Annotated in this window: 17 protein-coding genes; 11 read left to right on the top strand and 6 right to left on the bottom strand. The window is 68.2% G+C overall.

What is annotated here, in order from left to right:
* The first annotated feature begins 8 nt into the window (after nucleotides 1–8).
* On the top strand, nucleotides 9–440 hold the full coding sequence (locus AC07NC_RS08485) for a cupin domain-containing protein (RefSeq protein WP_494569248.1): 432 nt from the start codon (nucleotides 9–11) through the stop codon (nucleotides 438–440).
* On the top strand, nucleotides 415–1,569 hold the full coding sequence (locus AC07NC_RS08480) for an acyltransferase family protein (RefSeq protein WP_494569247.1): 1,155 nt from the start codon (nucleotides 415–417) through the stop codon (nucleotides 1,567–1,569). The genes AC07NC_RS08485 and AC07NC_RS08480 overlap by 26 nt, the downstream gene beginning before the upstream one ends.
* 2 nt (nucleotides 1,570–1,571) lie before the next feature.
* Here the strand turns inward: AC07NC_RS08480 and AC07NC_RS08475 are convergent, their stop codons facing one another.
* Nucleotides 1,572–1,796 (bottom strand): hypothetical protein, encoded by a 225-nt coding sequence (locus tag AC07NC_RS08475; protein ID WP_494569246.1) that lies wholly within the window; start codon nucleotides 1,794–1,796, stop codon nucleotides 1,572–1,574.
* A 92-nt stretch (nucleotides 1,797–1,888) separates the two neighbouring features.
* On the opposite strand from AC07NC_RS08475, the gene AC07NC_RS08470 reads away from it, so the two are divergent.
* From AC07NC_RS08470 to AC07NC_RS08460, 3 genes are all read left to right on the top strand, one after another.
* Nucleotides 1,889–2,878, top strand: coding sequence for a helix-turn-helix transcriptional regulator (locus AC07NC_RS08470; protein ID WP_494569245.1), 990 nt, complete (start codon nucleotides 1,889–1,891; stop codon nucleotides 2,876–2,878).
* Between the two features lie 65 nt (nucleotides 2,879–2,943).
* Entirely contained in the window at nucleotides 2,944–4,392 is a 1,449-nt protein-coding gene (locus tag AC07NC_RS08465) for a hypothetical protein (RefSeq protein ID WP_494569244.1), read from the top strand.
* A 71-nt stretch (nucleotides 4,393–4,463) separates the two neighbouring features.
* Nucleotides 4,464–5,294 carry a universal stress protein gene (locus tag AC07NC_RS08460; RefSeq protein ID WP_008261966.1) on the top strand — a complete coding sequence of 277 codons (831 nt, stop codon included), beginning with the start codon at nucleotides 4,464–4,466 and terminating at the stop codon, nucleotides 5,292–5,294.
* A gap of 4 nt (nucleotides 5,295–5,298) precedes the next feature.
* Here the strand turns inward: AC07NC_RS08460 and AC07NC_RS08455 are convergent, their stop codons facing one another.
* Genes AC07NC_RS08455 through AC07NC_RS08445 form a run of 3 tightly spaced genes read right to left on the bottom strand, consistent with a single transcriptional unit; the run spans nucleotide 5,299 to nucleotide 7,359 of the window.
* Nucleotides 5,299–5,571, bottom strand: coding sequence for a type II toxin-antitoxin system RelE/ParE family toxin (locus AC07NC_RS08455; protein ID WP_494569243.1), 273 nt, complete (start codon nucleotides 5,569–5,571; stop codon nucleotides 5,299–5,301).
* Complete coding sequence (locus tag AC07NC_RS08450) at nucleotides 5,568–5,891, bottom strand: hypothetical protein (protein ID WP_494569242.1); 324 nt, start codon at nucleotides 5,889–5,891, stop codon at nucleotides 5,568–5,570. The genes AC07NC_RS08455 and AC07NC_RS08450 overlap by 4 nt, the downstream gene beginning before the upstream one ends.
* A gap of 37 nt (nucleotides 5,892–5,928) precedes the next feature.
* Nucleotides 5,929–7,359, bottom strand: coding sequence for a helix-turn-helix domain-containing protein (locus AC07NC_RS08445; RefSeq protein WP_494569241.1), 1,431 nt, complete (start codon nucleotides 7,357–7,359; stop codon nucleotides 5,929–5,931).
* 156 nt (nucleotides 7,360–7,515) lie between these two features.
* Between AC07NC_RS08445 and aceA the strand changes: the two genes are divergently transcribed.
* Complete coding sequence (aceA, locus tag AC07NC_RS08440) at nucleotides 7,516–8,796, top strand: isocitrate lyase (protein ID WP_292150636.1); 1,281 nt, start codon at nucleotides 7,516–7,518, stop codon at nucleotides 8,794–8,796.
* A gap of 46 nt (nucleotides 8,797–8,842) precedes the next feature.
* Nucleotides 8,843–9,052 carry a hypothetical protein gene (locus AC07NC_RS08435; RefSeq protein WP_008262023.1) on the top strand — a complete coding sequence of 70 codons (210 nt, stop codon included), beginning with the start codon at nucleotides 8,843–8,845 and terminating at the stop codon, nucleotides 9,050–9,052.
* A 67-nt stretch (nucleotides 9,053–9,119) separates the two neighbouring features.
* Here the strand turns inward: AC07NC_RS08435 and AC07NC_RS08430 are convergent, their stop codons facing one another.
* Together AC07NC_RS08430 and AC07NC_RS08425 are read right to left on the bottom strand one after the other, a co-directional pair.
* Complete coding sequence (locus tag AC07NC_RS08430) at nucleotides 9,120–10,220, bottom strand: hypothetical protein (protein WP_291751480.1); 1,101 nt, start codon at nucleotides 10,218–10,220, stop codon at nucleotides 9,120–9,122.
* Nucleotides 10,221–10,304: 84 nt separating this feature from the next.
* Nucleotides 10,305–11,240 carry a ribose-phosphate pyrophosphokinase gene (locus AC07NC_RS08425; RefSeq protein WP_008261436.1) on the bottom strand — a complete coding sequence of 312 codons (936 nt, stop codon included), beginning with the start codon at nucleotides 11,238–11,240 and terminating at the stop codon, nucleotides 10,305–10,307.
* A 191-nt stretch (nucleotides 11,241–11,431) separates the two neighbouring features.
* Here AC07NC_RS08425 and AC07NC_RS08420 point away from each other — a divergent pair, with 191 nt between their 5' ends.
* From AC07NC_RS08420 to recN, 4 genes are read left to right on the top strand one after another with little or no spacing between them, the layout of a single operon-like run.
* Nucleotides 11,432–12,286, top strand: a complete 855-nt coding sequence (locus AC07NC_RS08420; RefSeq protein ID WP_008262322.1) for an outer membrane protein assembly factor BamD — start codon at nucleotides 11,432–11,434, stop codon at nucleotides 12,284–12,286.
* A gap of 37 nt (nucleotides 12,287–12,323) precedes the next feature.
* Entirely contained in the window at nucleotides 12,324–12,608 is a 285-nt protein-coding gene (locus AC07NC_RS08415; RefSeq protein ID WP_494569240.1) for a BrnT family toxin, read from the top strand.
* Entirely contained in the window at nucleotides 12,571–12,861 is a 291-nt protein-coding gene (locus AC07NC_RS08410; RefSeq protein ID WP_008262269.1) for a BrnA antitoxin family protein, read from the top strand. The genes AC07NC_RS08415 and AC07NC_RS08410 overlap by 38 nt, the downstream gene beginning before the upstream one ends.
* Nucleotides 12,862–12,916: 55 nt before the next feature.
* Nucleotides 12,917–14,614, top strand: a complete 1,698-nt coding sequence (gene recN / locus AC07NC_RS08405; RefSeq protein ID WP_494569239.1) for a DNA repair protein RecN — start codon at nucleotides 12,917–12,919, stop codon at nucleotides 14,612–14,614.
* The last annotated feature ends 74 nt before the right edge of the window (nucleotides 14,615–14,688 follow it).

The raw sequence follows: 14,688 nt of genomic DNA, 5'->3' as shown, positions 1-14,688 counted from the left end.
TTGTGTTCGTGTCTAGTTTTGATGGCGTAGCCGCCGCCGACATCATCCGCCTGCTCGGCCTCCAGCCCCATCCCGAGGGTGGGCATTATCGCGAGACCTTCCGCGATCCGCGCATGGTCGACGGGCGGTCGGCGGGGACGGCGATTTATTTCCTGCTGGCGGCGGGCGAGTGGTCGCACTGGCACAGGGTGGACGCGGCCGAGATCTGGCACTTCCACGCGGGCGCGCCTCTGGCGCTGGAGATCGAGGGGCAGGGCGTCTTGACCCTGGGCGTCGATCTGACGGCGGGGCAGAGGCCGCAGGCGGTGGTGCCGACCGGCGCCTGGCAGGCGGCGCGCAGCCTGGGCGACTGGACCCTGGTCGGCTGCACGGTCGCGCCGGGGTTCGAGTTCGCCGGTTTCGAGCTGGCGGCTGATGATGGGCCTATCGCCCGAGCTTGACCGGCGCTATCACGCGGTCGTGAACGCCCTGTCCAAACCCGCTCCCGTCGCCCATCGCCGTTTCGAGGCGCTCGATTCCCTGCGCGGGGTGTGCGCCATCCTGGTCGTCATGTTCCACATGCCGGTCGCCAGCCATTGGCGGAGCTGGGACTTCATCCAGCACGCCTATCTGTTCGTCGATTATTTCTTCGTCCTGTCGGGCTTCGTCATCGCCCATGCTTATGCCGAGCGGCTGAAGACGGGGGCGGACGCCGGGCGGTTCATGGTGCGGCGGTTCGGGCGGATCTGGCCGATGCACGTGTTGATGCTGGCGGCCTATGTCGGGCTGGAGCTGGCGCGGCTGGCCTTCCATTTCGATAGTGCGGCGCCGTTTACCGGGGATCGGTCGGTGTGGGCCATCTTCACCAATCTGGCCCTGATCCAGGCCTGGCACGTCCATCCGCACCTGACCTGGAACGGCCCGTCCTGGACGCTGAGCGCTGAATGGGCCTGTTATCTGATCTTCGCCGGTCTGGTGCTGGCGGCGCCCAAGCGGTTCCGCTGGATCGGCCTGGTCCTGGCCGTCATCGGCGGGATTCTGGTGGTCAGCTACGCCCGGCGCTGGATGAACACCACCTATGACTTCGCCGTGCCGCGGGCGGTCTACGGCTTCTTCCTGGGCTGCCTTTTGCAGGGGCTATGGATGAACATCCCGCGCCTGAAGGGGCTGGCGGCCACGGGGCTGGAGATCGCGGCCGTCGTCGGAACTTGCGTCTTCGTGGCCTGGGCCCAGGGGCCGGTGACGGTGGCCGTGACCCTGGTCTTCGTCGTCCTGGTCTGGGTGTTCGCGGGCGAGGAGGGGCGGGTGTCGCGGCTGCTGGACCACCCGGCCCTGGTGACCCTGGGGCGCTGGTCCTTCTCCATCTACATGGTCCACATGTTCATTCTGACCGTGATGCTGATCATCGCACGCAAGCTGGACTGGCTGCCCGGCGGGCGGCGCGTCGATTTCGGCTCGGTCTGGCTGAACGACCTGTTCGCGCTGGGTCTGTTCGGCTTCATCGTCGTGATCGCGGTCGTGGCGCACAATCGGGTCGAACGGCCGGCCCAGCGTCTGATCGACCGCTGGACCAAACCGAAAACAGCCTGAATTCAGGCCGCCATCAGCCAGGGCGTTTCCGCCGGGTCCGACCGCGCCTCGTCCCACAGGGCGTCCTCGTCCGAATAGCGGGCGATGGCGGCGGCGGAGATGACGTCCACCACCTGTTCCTCCAGCCGATCCCAGATCACGGCCAGGTCCGACGAGCCGTCGGCTTCGCACGGGACGATCAGATAGCGGTTGGCGTTGACGGCGTTGGTGGGTTGGAAACGAGCCATGTGATGATCTCCTGAAGCGGTCGGCCTCTTGTCGATGATGGTGTTATGGCGCACTGATGCGTCAGAAACGGACGTATCATTCAGGAGCGACGGTGAGACACGACAAGGCGGCCATGGTGATCGACCTGGCGCGGCGGCTGGCCGCCAGCGCCGAAGGCCTGACCCTGGACGAGATGGCGCGCGACATGCGCGTCAGCCGCCGCACCGCCGAGCGGATGCGCGACGCCGTCTTCATGCTGTTTCCCACGGTCGAGGAGGTGTCGGACCCGCCGTCGAAACGCTGGCGCATCCGCGGCGGCCTGTCGGCCTTCGAACAGGCGCCGACCTCGACCGAGATGCTGGAGTTGTCCAAGGCGGCCACGGCCCTGCGCACGGCGGGCGAACCGGCGCGGGCGGCGGCGCTGGAGGGGTTGGAGCGCAAGCTGAAGGCGGCGATGCGCTCGACCACCCTGAACCGGATGGCCCCGGATCTGGAGGCCCTGGTGCGGGCCGAGACCATCGCCGTCCAGGCCGGGCCGCGCCCCTCGGCGGACGAAGGCCTGCTGACCGCCATTCGCGGGGCGGTGCTCGCGCAACAGCCGCTGGGCTTCACCTATTCCCGGCCGGGGGCCGAACCGCGCAGGCGTACCGTCGCGCCGTGCGGTGTCATGTTCGGCCGCGCCAACTATCTGGTCGCCGCCGACCGCGAGACCGGCCGTATCCAGACCTTCCGCCTGGACCGGATGAGCAGCGTCGCCCCACAGGACGGGGTGGCGGTTCCACCCGCCGACTTCGACCTGGGCGTCTTCGCCAGCCAGTCCTTCGGCATCTATCAGGACGAGATCGAGGACGTGGTGCTGCGTATCGCCCCCGAGGGTGCGGCCGAGGCGAAGAGCTGGCGCTGGCACCCGACCCAGTCGTTCGAGGATCAGGCGGACGGCGCCGTCATCGTCCGGTTCCGCGCCTCGGGCATGCGCGAACTGGCTTGGCACCTGTTCACCTGGGGCGAACAGGCCATGATCCTGGCGCCCGAGCGGCTTAAGGCCGTCATGGCCGGGGAACTGGCGGCGGCCGGGCGCGCTCTGGACGCGGCTCGCGGATGACGAAGGCTTAAGGTGACGCTGTCGCCGGCCCTCGCTATCGCAGGCCTGACCTGTTGGAGAACTTCATGCGTCTGAAGACGGCTCTCATATGCGCCGCCCTTGTCGGCTTTTCGACCGTTGCGGCCTGCGCTTCGCCCGCCGTCGTCGCGTCGCAAGACCCGAGCATGGCCGGAGACGGCCGCGTCGACGTGTCGGTCGAACGCAACGGTGATCGCTGGACGGCGGAGTATGTGCTGGATCGTGACGCCCCGGCCTGGGCCTTCTTCCGCTCGGCCCTGCTGCGCGAGAGCCGCCAGCCGTGGCGGCCGGCCTGGTGGCGGGTGGAGACGCCGGGCGTCGTGCTGGAGCGGATCGGCGATTACGACGTGCTGCGCTCGACCGACGGCGGCCCTGTGCCGCGCAATGTCCGCATCGCCATGACGCCGCGCCCCGGCGATCTGGAGGCTGAATATGATCCGGCCCTGGTGTTCTCGGACGGCACGGTGGCGCTGTTCTCCGGTCAGTTCGACGTCATCCCGCTGGAGTCCGCCGCCGCCGCCCGCGCCCTGCCGCGCGACCTGAACGGCGTCGATGTGCCCGGCGGCCCGGCCAGCGTGACCTGGCGTGACCGCGCCGGACCGGTGCTGTTCAAGGGCGAGCGCGCGCCCCAGGTCACGGCCGTTGACGCCCAGACCTATGTCCTGTTCGGCGACGCCACGACCCGCCGGGGCGAAGGGATCACCACCGTCATCGATCCCGGTCTGCCGCGCTGGCTGGGCGAGGAACTGGCCGGCTTCACACCCCGCGTCATGGCCTATTACGCCCAGCGCCTGGGTCGGGCTCAGGGCGAGGCGCCGACCCTGATGGTCAGCTGGACCGGCCCGACCAGATCCCTGTCCAGCATGGGCGGCAGCGTTCTGCCGGGTCTGATCTCGATGAATTTCGAAGGGGAGGGGGTGCTGGACCCCGACGCCCAGGCCCTCGCCCGCGCCCACTGGTTCATCGGTCACGAAGCGGCGCATTTCTGGCTGGGCTCTCAGGGGCTGAAATACCAGTACGCCCGCGAGGCCTGGATCACCGAGGGCGGGGCCGACCTGATGGCGGTGCGCGCTTTGAAAGCCATCGACCCCGCCTATGACGACCGGGCGGAACTGCAGCGCGAGGTGGACGACTGCGTCACCCTGGCGGCGGGCAAGCCCGTGGCCTCGGCCGGCGACCGGGGCGACAACCGCGCCTATTACGCCTGCGGCGCCGTCTGGGGCCTGGTCATCGAAGCGGCGGAACGACGCGCGGGCGGCGGCGACTTCTTCGACGTGGTCGCCGATTTTCAGCGCCGCGACAATGACGACGGGGTGCTGAGCCGCGACGAATGGCTGGGCGCCCTGACCCGCCTGTCGCGCGACCCCACCCTGGCCAACGACATCTCGACCATGCTGGACAAGGGCGTCGCCAATCCTTCCGCTGTCATCGCCCGCCTGTTCCAGCGCACCGGCGTCGCCTTCCGCCTCGACAACGGCCGGGTGATCCTGATCTGACGGTTTGACGCGGATCAAGGCGGGACGGGGCCGAAGGGCGCATCCAGACTCCGGCAACAAGGAGCACCGCCATGACCTATGCGAGCCTGATGGTCTATGTGGATGACGAGGCCGACAATGTCGCGCGGATCGGTTTCGCGCGCGATCTCGCCGCCATTCACGACGCGACCCTGATCGGGATCTCCGTCAGCGAGCCCGAGCCGCCGCTGGTCGACGCCTATGTCGCCGGGGGAATGGCCGGTGAAATCCTGGCCCTGCGCCGGGACCAGGCCGACGGCGAACTGTCCGCCGCCAAGGCCCGTTTCCTTGAAGCCATGAAGGACACCGGCATAGATCACGAATGGCGGGCGGAGACGGGCTATCCCGCCTCCTGTGTCGCACGCCATGCGCGGGCGGCCGACCTGATCCTGGTGGGGCGTGACGCCGGGCGTCTGCCCTATCGTGCGCCGGACGCGGGCGACCTGATCATGAACATCGGCCGGCCTGTCCTGGTCGCGCCGCCCCGGGCCTCGGCCGCGCCGGTCGACGGGGTCGTCCTGGTGGCGTGGAAGGAAGGGCGCGAGGCTCAGCGCGCCGTCGCCGCCGCCTTGCCGCTGATGAAACAGGCGCGCGAGGTCAAGGTGGTCGAGATCTGCGCGTCGGCCGACGCCGCCGCCGCCGCCGCGCGGGTCGCCGACGTCGCCGCCTGGCTGCGCCGCCACGGCGTCGTCGCCGAAAGCGAGGCCAAGGTGCGCGACGAACGCCCCGCCGGCGACCGCATCCTGGCCCTTGTCGAACAGACCGGCGCCAATCTGATCGTCGCCGGCGCCTGGGGCCATTCCCGGATGCGGGAATGGGTGCTGGGCGGCGTCACCCAGGCCTTGCTGAACCGCAGCCAGTCCTGGCTGCTGCTGAGCCATTGACGCTTCAGCGGTCTTCTCGCGCATGGAAGATGCGGGCGACCACGACGACGTCCGCATCGACGCGGTATTGGACGACGTAGCCGCTGTCGCCGAAGCGGATATAAAGCTCGCGGTGATCTCCCATCTCCCGCCCCATGAACGGCGTGCGGGGTAGAAGGGATACGGACCGGGTGATGACCCGAAACGCGCGCAGGGCGGCGCGTGGATTGCGGTCGGCCAGAAAGGCGGCGAGGCGTCGCCTGTCACGAACCGCCTGTTCCGAGAAGCGGAGCTTCACCGTCGGTCGTCGAGGCGCGCTTTCAGGTCCGTTTCGAACGCCGTCGACCATTCCTCGAAGGTTTCGTGGACGCCCGTGCGATCATATTCGGCCAGAGCTTCCGCCGCGGTCGGACCCTCTGGAGGCGCGGCGTGAAGCCCGGTCAGCCCCGCTTCGAAAGCAACTTGGTCTTCTCTGACGCCACATAAGTTCTCTGTAAGCGCCCTGTCCAGGACAGCGACGGCATAGGCTTCCGGCGTCATGCCCGCCGCATGCGCGGCGGCATTGAGCCGCTCAAGCGCCTCGTCGGTCAGGGGCAGGGTCAGGACATGATCGGCCATGATCCGCAGTCTGTCACAACTATGAGTAGTTGTGAACTCACATCGCTGCGAACGGGTACGGGCTGACCGATTTGGACCAGTCGTCCACGGCCAGCGGCCGGTCGATGGGCGCCGCAGCGCGTTCGGCGCAGGGGTGGCGGTGGCACAGGCGGCAGGCCGGGCCGATGGGCGTGACCTCGGGCCGTTCCAGATCCAGGCCGTGGGCGTAGGCCAGCCGATGGGCGTGGCGCAGCTCGCAGCCCAGGCCGACGGCCAGATCGTGGGCGTCGCCATAGCCGTCCTGGCCCTGGCGTTCGACCGTGCGGGCGAAGGTGAACCAGCGCCCGCCATCTGGCGTCTCGATGATCTGGGTGATGATCCGGCCCGGCGTGCGGAAGGCCGAGTGCAGCCGCCAGCGCGGGCAGGCGCCGCCGAAACGCGAGAAGGGGAAGGCGCCGGCGGCATAGCGTTTGGAGATATTGCCCGCCTGATCGACCCGCATCAGGAAGAAGGGCACGCCCCGCGCCGTCGGCCGCGAGAGGGTGGTCAACCGATGCGCCGCCTGTTCATAGCTGACCCCGAACCGGGCCTGGAGCCGCGCCAGATCATATCCGGTCTCTTCCGCCGTGCGCTGGAAGGCGGCGTAGGGCATCAGGATCGCGGCGGCGAGGGTGTTGGTCAGGGCCACCTTCAGCAGGGACCGCGTCGGGCCGTCCGGGGCGTTCGCAGCCTGGACCATGGCGTTCAGGGCCGGGCCCTGCTCGGCCAGGGCCAGTTGATAGGCGATGGCGAAGGCGCGCGACGACGGGCCCAGGGCCTCGGACAGCAGCAGGCGGCGGCGGTGCAGGTCGTAGCGGCGGGTCCATTCCACCATGACCTCGGCCGGCAGGGTGCGGACGCCCAGATCGTGTTTCGCCGCCAGCCGCTGGCGCGCGGCGGGTTCGAAACCGTCGGCGTGGGCCGGCGCCTCGGCCGCCAGGGCCTCGGCCAGGGCCTCGCCCATCTGGTCCAGTTCAGGGAAGTGGTTGCCGCGCGACTGGATATATTCGCGAACCCATTCGGCCGGGCTGGTGTCCACCAGGCCTTCGCCGTTCTCGGCGGCGGCGCGGGCCCGGGCGCGGCCGTCGTCAAAGGCCTGGTACAGGCGCAGCATGGCGTCCGCGACGCCGGGCGCCTCTTCCAGCAATTGCACCAGTTCGTGACGGGGCAGGGACAGGCCCGCGAACAGAGGGTCGGCCAGAACCTCGCCCAGCCGTGCCTCGTCCGCCGCCCCGCCCTGGTTCAGGCTGCGCAAATCGACGTCATAAGTCTCAGCCAATCGCAGCAGCAGCTGGGCCGAAACGGGCCGCTGATTGCGTTCTATGTGGTTGAGATAGCTGGGCGAAACGCCCAGGTCGGCCGCCATGGCCGTCTGAGTCAGAGCCAGGTCGCGCCGCAGCCGCTTCAGCCGGGCGCCGAGGAAAAGCTTGCGATCGGCGGCAATTTCCATGGTTGGAGAATGTCACATTATGACTGGGTATGCAAAGTCATGATATGACAAACTGACATCAATAGGCGCTTCGGTGCTGTGTTATTCGTGACTTCTGCGTGTTCTTGTCCCTGAGACGGCGGCTGCGGCCGCGCCATTCAGAGACCGAGTTCGACCATGACCACCTTCGCCGACCTGGTTCCTTCGCCCGCCGGCCGTTTCGACGGCATCGAGCGTCCCTATACCCCTGAGGACGTTCTGCGCCTGCGCGGCTCCGTGCCGATCACCCACACCCTGGCCGAGCGCGGCGCCAACCGTCTGTGGCAGTTGCTGCACGACGAGCCCTTCATCAACGCCCTGGGCGCCGTCACCGGCAACCAGGCCATGCAGATGGTCCGCGCCGGGCTGAAGGCCATCTATCTGTCAGGCTGGCAGGTCGCGGCCGACGCCAACACCGCTTCGGCCATGTATCCGGACCAGTCGCTGTACCCGGCGAACGCCGCGCCGGAACTGTGCCGCCGCATCAACCGCACCCTGCAGCGCGCCGACCAGATCGAGCACGCCGAGGGCGGCGCCAAGCGCGACTGGTTCGCCCCGATCGTCGCCGATGCGGAAGCCGGCTTCGGCGGCCCGCTGAACAGCTTCGAGATCATGAAGGCCTTCATCGAGGCGGGCGCCGCCGGCGTCCACTTCGAGGACCAGCTGGCGTCGGAGAAGAAGTGCGGCCACCTGGGCGGCAAGGTGCTGATCCCGACCCAGGCGCATGAACGCAATCTGGTCGCCGCCCGTTTGGCCGCCGACGTCATGGGCACGCCGACCATCACGGTCGCCCGCACCGACGCCGAAAGCGCCCAGCTGATCACCTCGGACATCGACGAGCGCGACCAGCCCTTCATCGACCGCGAAAACCGCACCCCCGAGGGCTTCTTCCGCCTGAAGGAGGGCACGGGCCTGGATCATTGCATCGCGCGCGGCCTGTCCTATGCCAACATCGCCGACCTGCTGTGGTGGGAGACCTCGCACCCGGACCTGGACGACGCCAAGAAGTTCGCCGAGGCCGTGCAGAAGAAGCACCCCGGCAAGCTGATGGCCTACAACTGCTCGCCCTCCTTCAACTGGAAGGCCAAGCTGGACGACGCCACCATCGCCAAGTTCCAGCGTGAGCTGGGGGCCATGGGCTACAAGTTCCAGTTCGTGACCCTGGCCGGCTTCCACGCCTTGAACAACTCGATGTTCGAGCTGGCGGACGGCTATCGCGATCGCGGCATGGCGGCCTATTCCGAGCTGCAGCAGCGCGAGTTCGCCAACGAGGCCGCCGGCTACACCGCCACGCGTCACCAGCGCGAAGTCGGCACAGGCTATTTCGATCAGGTCGCCACGGTCATCTCCAACGGCACGTCCTCGACGACGGCGCTGAAGGACTCGACCGAGACCGCCCAGTTCACCCACGCGGCTTAAGGCCCCCTCAGCTTAAGGCCCCCTCAGCTTAAGGAAAGGAACCTCCATGGAACCGCTGACCCGAACCGAAGCCATCATCGACTTCTGCCTGGCGCCCCTGGCGCTCGACACAGGCACCGAGGCCGAACGCGAGGTGCGCCGTCGCATGACCCATGTGCTTCGAACCTATCAGGCCAAGGTCGCCAAGCCGATCGCCGTGGACTTCTCGTCCATGCCGTCCCAGGTGATCAACGAGGCCGCGCACGGCTACGAATAGGCCGTCCCGCGCAAGGAAAAGGCCCGCTCCGATCGCTCGGGGCGGGCCTTCGTCCGTCTGAACGGATTTAGCGAGACGAAGAGGGCGAGGTGTTCAGCGAGGCCGTCGGCGACGGCGCGGGCGTCTGCGTCAGGGTGACCGAAACCGGCGAAACCGCGGCGGGGGGCGTGCTGGTTTCTTCGGGATCGCCGACCGTGATCGAGGTCGTGAGCACCGCCTGGGTGGTGCAGGTGGCCAGGTCGCGTGCGACGTGACGGCCCAGGCAGAACATGTCCTCATAGGCGGGGCGCGAGGCGGCCAGGCACTGGAACAGCATCAGTTTGGACATGTTCAGGCAGAATTCGCTGTTCGTCTCGACCACCAAGGCGTCGGTATTGGCCCGGGCCTCGTCGCCGGCGGCCCCGAGAGCGGCCAGGGCGGCGATGGCCAGCGACCGCGTCAGGGCCGGCGTATAGGGCGGCGCCTTGCGCGACGCCTCGACCGACAGGCCCTGGCCGGTGTTGGCGGCCGTGAACAGACGGCTCGATTCATCGCCGGAAGGCAGCATGGTCGCCGCCGACAGGGTCTTGGCGCCCTCCAGCCGAACTTCGCGGTTGGGCACGTGGGTGACGGCCCAGCGACGGCGCGGATCGTTGCGTTCCTGAACCGTATAGGCGTCGGCCTCGACGGCCTCGGCGATGGCGCGCATCGCGACGGCGTCCTTGCCGATGGTGGCGGTGATCAGGCCCGCCGCAGCGTCGGCGCCGGGCAGGGTGGCGGCATAGGCCGGATCGGCGACGATCTGGGCGATCATCTGCTGGCGTTGGACGGGATCGGCGGCGAACTGGCGCACCCCGGCCACGAACTCGGGCGACTGAAGCGCGATGATCGAGCCGTAGGCGATCAGGCCGCGCGACAACTGGGCCGGCTCATACGAGGCGCCCTTGCGGATGGCGGCCTGGATGGATTCGGCGTCCGGGAAGCCGCCCGGCTGGATGGTCTCGGCCTCCCGCAGGAAGGCGACATAGATCGAGGCCGCTTGGGCCACGCCCTCGTTCAGCGAAACCGGCGGCGGAGGCGGCGGGGGAGGCGGGGGCGCCTCTGGCTCCTTGGTGGTGCAACTCGCCAGGAAAACAGCGGCTGCCAGGGCGGCGATCGACAGGCCGCGGGTCATGAAGGCCTTGGGCATAGGGGCGCGTCCACAGAACTATGGCCCCGGACGGGGCGTGTACTTGAAGCCGCTTATAACGTGAGGAAAGTGGTTTGCCGAAGATTAATCGAACAACTTCGACACGGATTCTTCGTTGGCGATCCGCCGGATAGCTTCACCGATAAGCGGAGCCACGGAAACCCTGCGGATTTTCGGGCACTTCAGGACTTCATCGGGTTGTTCGATGGAGTCGGTGATCACCAGTTCCTTCAGCGGCCCGTCGGTGATGCGCTGCACGGCGGGGCCGGACAGAACGCCGTGGCTGATATAGGCCGAGACCTCGGTGGCGCCCTGATCAATCAACGCCTTGGCCGCGTTCACCAGGGTGCCGCCCGAATCGACGATGTCGTCGAACAGGATGCAGCTTCGGCCTTCGACGTCGCCGATGATGTTCATGACCTCGCTTTCGCCCGCCTTGGGGCGACGCTTGTCGACGATGGCGAGGTCGGCGTTCAGGCGGCTGGCCAGCGAACGGGCGCGCACCACGCCGCCCACGTCGGGCGAGACGATCATCAGGTCGTCGCCGCGCGCATAATTCTCGCGGATGTCCTGGGCCAGGACCGGCGTGGCCACCAGATTGTCGGTCGGAATGTCGAAGAAGCCCTGGATCTGGCCGGCGTGCAGATCCATGGTCAGCACCCGGTCGGCGCCGGCGCGGGTGATCAGATTGGCCACCAGCTTGGCCGAGATGGGCGTGCGACCGCCGGTCTTACGGTCCTGACGCGCATAGCCGAAATAGGGCATGACGGCCGTGATCCGACGGGCGGAGGCGCGCACCAGCGCATCCGTGATGATCAGCAGCTCCATCAGATTGTCGTTGGCCGGATAGCTGGTCGACTGAAGGATGAAGACGTCCTCGCCGCGGACGTTCTCCTCGATGACGGCGAAGACCTCATTGTCGGCGAACCGCTTGACCTGGGCCTTGGTCAAGGGGGCGTCCAGATGGTCGGCGATAGCCTGAGAGAGGCCGCGGTTGGAGTTGCCTGAGAGCAGCTTCATCGGCTGGTCATCCTTTCGCCGTCATCCGACCCCCATGAACGGCGGTCGGTTGGCGCGCTCTTTACCAGCGGTGCCGGGCAGGGCAAGTCGTGTGCGGAGAGTTTTCGTCGGCATGGCGCGGTCCGGTCGTGGGTGCTAGAGAACGCCGCGTTCGTTTCCGAAGCCAGGCCGAGGGTCTGTCTTTGCTCGTCATGGGGTCATCCTTGTCCGTTTCCAAGATCCGTTCCGGCCTGGTGCTGATGGCTGCGGCCGCCGCCGCAATGACAATCGCGGGCTGCGCCGGCAACGCACGACCCAAGCTCGCCTATGAGGAACGGCCGGTCGAGGCCCTGTACAACACCGGCTACCAGCGCCTGGAACAGCGCCGCTGGGCCGACGCCGTCGACTATTTCCAGGAGGTGGAACGCCAGCATCCCTATTCGGACTGGGCGCGTCGCTCGATCCTGATGCAGGTCTACGCCTTCTATCAGAACAATAATTACGCGGACGCCATCGCGGCTTCGGACCGGTTCATCTCCCTGTTCCCGGGCAATCCCTCGGCGGCCTACGCCTTCTACATGAAGGCGGTCTGCAACTTCGAACAGATCACCGACGTGGGTCGCGACCAGGGCTACGCCAACGCCGCCCTGGCCGGGCTGAAGGACGTGGCGCGCCGCTATCCGGGCACGCCCTACGCCAGCGACGCCGCCGTCAAGATCGACATGGTCAACGACCAGCTGGCCGGCAAGGAAATGAACATCGGCCGCTATTACCAGCGCGCCAACCAGCCGCTGGCGGCCCTGAACCGCTACAAGGCCGTCATCGCCAACCCCGAGTTCCAGCGCACCTCCCACACGCCCGAGGCCCTGTACCGCCTGGTCGAGGTCAATCTGCAGCTGGGCCTGAAGGAAGAGGCGACCCGCAACGGCGCCGTCCTGGGCTACAACTTCCCCGGCAGCCCCTGGTACGCCGAGGCCTACGCCCTGCTGACCGAAAACGGCCAGACCCCGGAAAAAGCCCCCGAGGCCAAGCGCGAATCCTGGCTGCAGCGGATCATCCCCGGCTGATCGTCCCCTTGACGGTCAGATTTATGTAGTTACATAAATGATCGTCTTCGACCCGGCGAAGGATGAGGCCAATATCGCCAAGCACGACGTCTCGCTGTTGCGAGCCGACGAAATCCAGATGGAAGAAGCCTTGATCGAGGTGGATGATCGCTTCGATTACGGCGAACCCAGATGGATCGCCTATGGCGAACTGGACGGGCGGCTGCACGTTCTGGCCTTCACGGTTCGAGACGCAAGGGTGCGGGCCATCAGTCTGCGCAAGGCCAATGACCGGGAGCGGAGATATGTCCGAGAACAAAGGGGTGTCGGAAGCGGCGACTGAGCCCTTTCTCGACGACGACGATACGCCGGAGCTGACCGCAGAGCGCGCGGCCAAACTCCGCCCCGCACGTGAAGTCCTGCCCGACTACATCCTCAACCAGTTCAAACGCGCCCCCGGCCGCCCCAAGGCCGACGCGCCCAAACAACAGGTCACCCTGCGTCTGGATGCCGATCTGCTGGAGCATTGGCGCGCCCAGGGGCCGGGCTGGCAATCGGGCATCAACGCCGCCCTGCGCCGGGCCTCCGGTCTCTGATTCCTTTCACGCCGCCGCGCGCTAGACTGCGCCCCATGCCGAATCGCGTGCGCCCATGCTGACCGCCCTTTCCATCCGTGACGTCGTCCTGGTCGACGTGCTGGATCTCGACGTCGAGACCGGCCTGACCGTGCTGACGGGCGAGACGGGGGCGGGCAAGTCGATCATTCTGGACGCCCTGGGTCTGGCCCTGGGCGGGCGCGGCGACGCCGGCCTGGTGCGCCACGGGGCCAAACAGGCCGTGGCCACCGCCATCTTCAGCGCCCCGGACGATCCCGACCTGCTGGCCCTGATCGCCGAAAAGGGATTCGAGGTCCAGCCGGGCGAGGACCTGATCCTGCGCCGGGTGCTGAACGCCGACGGCCGCAGCCGGGCCTATGTCAACGACCAGCCCGCCGGGGTCACGGCCCTGCGCGAGATCGGCGCCGCCCTGGTCGAGGTTCACGGCCAGCATGAGACCGTCGGCCTGCTGGACTGGCGCACCCACCGGGGCTCGCTGGACGCCTATGGCGGTCTCCAGCCTCAATTGCAGGCCGTCGCCGCCGCCTCCGCCAAGCTGAAGGCCGCCGAGGCGAAACTGGCCGAGCTGAAGGCCCAGGCCGCCGACGCCGCCGCCCGCGTCGAGGAAATCAGCCTCAACCTGTCCGAACTCGACGCCTTGGACCCCCGCGCCGACGAAGAGACGGAACTGGCCGGCGAACGCGCCCTGCTGGGCGCCGCCGAAAAAGCCATCGCCGACCTGGCCGACGCTCGCACCCAGCTGGGCGGCGACAAGCTGAGCCAGAAACTGGGCGCCGCTCTGCGCGCCGTCGAACACGCCCGCCAGCGCGCCGGCCAGGCGGGGGCCGAGGGCGACCACCCGGTCATCATCAAACTGTCCGCCGCCGTCGAGGCCATCGACCGCACCATGGTCGAGGCGGCCGAGGCGGTCGCCGCCGTGGACGCCGCCGCCGACGCCTTCGACTATGAGCCCGGCCGCCTGGACAAGGCCGAGGAACGGCTGTTCGCCCTGCGCGCCGCCGCGCGGAAACTGAACACCACGGTCGACGCCCTGCCGTCCTTGCGCATCCGCCTGCGCGAACAGCTGCGCCTGATCGAGGACGGAGAGGAGGCCCTGGCCAATGCGGGCCGCGAGGCCGCCGAGGCGGCCGAATCCTATGACCTCGCCGCTGCGTTCCTGACCTCGGCGCGCGAGGCGGCGGCCGACCGCCTGACCGCCGCCGTCATGGGCGAACTGGGTCCGCTGAAGCTGGAGCGCGCCCGGTTCCGCGTGGCGCTGGAGCCGATCGAGGGCCGGCGCGGCCCCGACGGGGTCGAGACCGTCCGCTTCCAGATCGCCACCAACGCCGGAACCGACTTCGGCCCCCTGGACGCCATTGCGTCAGGCGGCGAACTGGCCCGTTTCGCCCTGGCCATGAAGGCCGCCCTGGCCAGCCGCGAGGACATGCGCCAGCCGGTGATGATCTTCGACGAGGTGGACCAGGGCGTCGGCGGCGCCGTGGCCGAGGCCGTCGGCTCGCGCCTGAAACGCCTGTCCACCGGCGCCCAGGTCCTGGTCGTCACTCACAGCCCCCAGGTCGCCGCCCGCGGCCACGCCCACTGGAAGGTGATGAAGGCCGACCACGAGGGGATGACGACCACCACGGTGGTGGCCCTGGACGACGCGCGGCGTCAGGAAGAGATCGCGCGGATGCTGTCGGGGGCGGAGATCACCGATGAGGCAAGGGCGGCGGCGCGGGCGTTGATCGGGTAGGGGGAGTTTGACTAAGCCGCGAGAAATGGCGGATCCGGTATCTTCTAGACACCGGTCAGGTTTCGTCACTCTCG

It is taken from the genome of Brevundimonas sp. GW821-FHT10A07 (assembly GCF_059415785.1).
The sequence above is the reverse complement of the archived record's forward strand: the minus strand, read 5'-3'. Positions and strand labels throughout refer to the sequence as shown.

Bases quoted from the DNA above. Each gene is read 5' to 3' on its own strand.
- AC07NC_RS08415 (WP_494569240.1), top strand. From the start codon at position 12,324: ATGATCGTCTTCGACCCGGCGAAGGATGAGGCCAATATCGCCAAGCAC.
- AC07NC_RS08450 (WP_494569242.1), bottom strand. From the start codon at position 5,891: ATGGCCGATCATGTCCTGACCCTGCCCCTGACCGACGAGGCGCTTGAG.
- AC07NC_RS08425 (WP_008261436.1), bottom strand. From the start codon at position 11,240: ATGAAGCTGCTCTCAGGCAACTCCAACCGCGGCCTCTCTCAGGCTATC.
- AC07NC_RS08435 (WP_008262023.1), top strand. From the start codon at position 8,843: ATGGAACCGCTGACCCGAACCGAAGCCATCATCGACTTCTGCCTGGCG.
- AC07NC_RS08460 (WP_008261966.1), top strand. From the start codon at position 4,464: ATGACCTATGCGAGCCTGATGGTCTATGTGGATGACGAGGCCGACAAT.
- recN (WP_494569239.1), top strand. From the start codon at position 12,917: ATGCTGACCGCCCTTTCCATCCGTGACGTCGTCCTGGTCGACGTGCTG.
- AC07NC_RS08445 (WP_494569241.1), bottom strand. From the start codon at position 7,359: ATGGAAATTGCCGCCGATCGCAAGCTTTTCCTCGGCGCCCGGCTGAAG.
- AC07NC_RS08430 (WP_291751480.1), bottom strand. From the start codon at position 10,220: ATGCCCAAGGCCTTCATGACCCGCGGCCTGTCGATCGCCGCCCTGGCA.
- AC07NC_RS08410 (WP_008262269.1), top strand. From the start codon at position 12,571: ATGTCCGAGAACAAAGGGGTGTCGGAAGCGGCGACTGAGCCCTTTCTC.
- AC07NC_RS08475 (WP_494569246.1), bottom strand. From the start codon at position 1,796: ATGGCTCGTTTCCAACCCACCAACGCCGTCAACGCCAACCGCTATCTG.
- aceA (WP_292150636.1), top strand. From the start codon at position 7,516: ATGACCACCTTCGCCGACCTGGTTCCTTCGCCCGCCGGCCGTTTCGAC.
- AC07NC_RS08480 (WP_494569247.1), top strand. From the start codon at position 415: ATGATGGGCCTATCGCCCGAGCTTGACCGGCGCTATCACGCGGTCGTG.
- AC07NC_RS08465 (WP_494569244.1), top strand. From the start codon at position 2,944: ATGCGTCTGAAGACGGCTCTCATATGCGCCGCCCTTGTCGGCTTTTCG.
- AC07NC_RS08420 (WP_008262322.1), top strand. From the start codon at position 11,432: ATGGGGTCATCCTTGTCCGTTTCCAAGATCCGTTCCGGCCTGGTGCTG.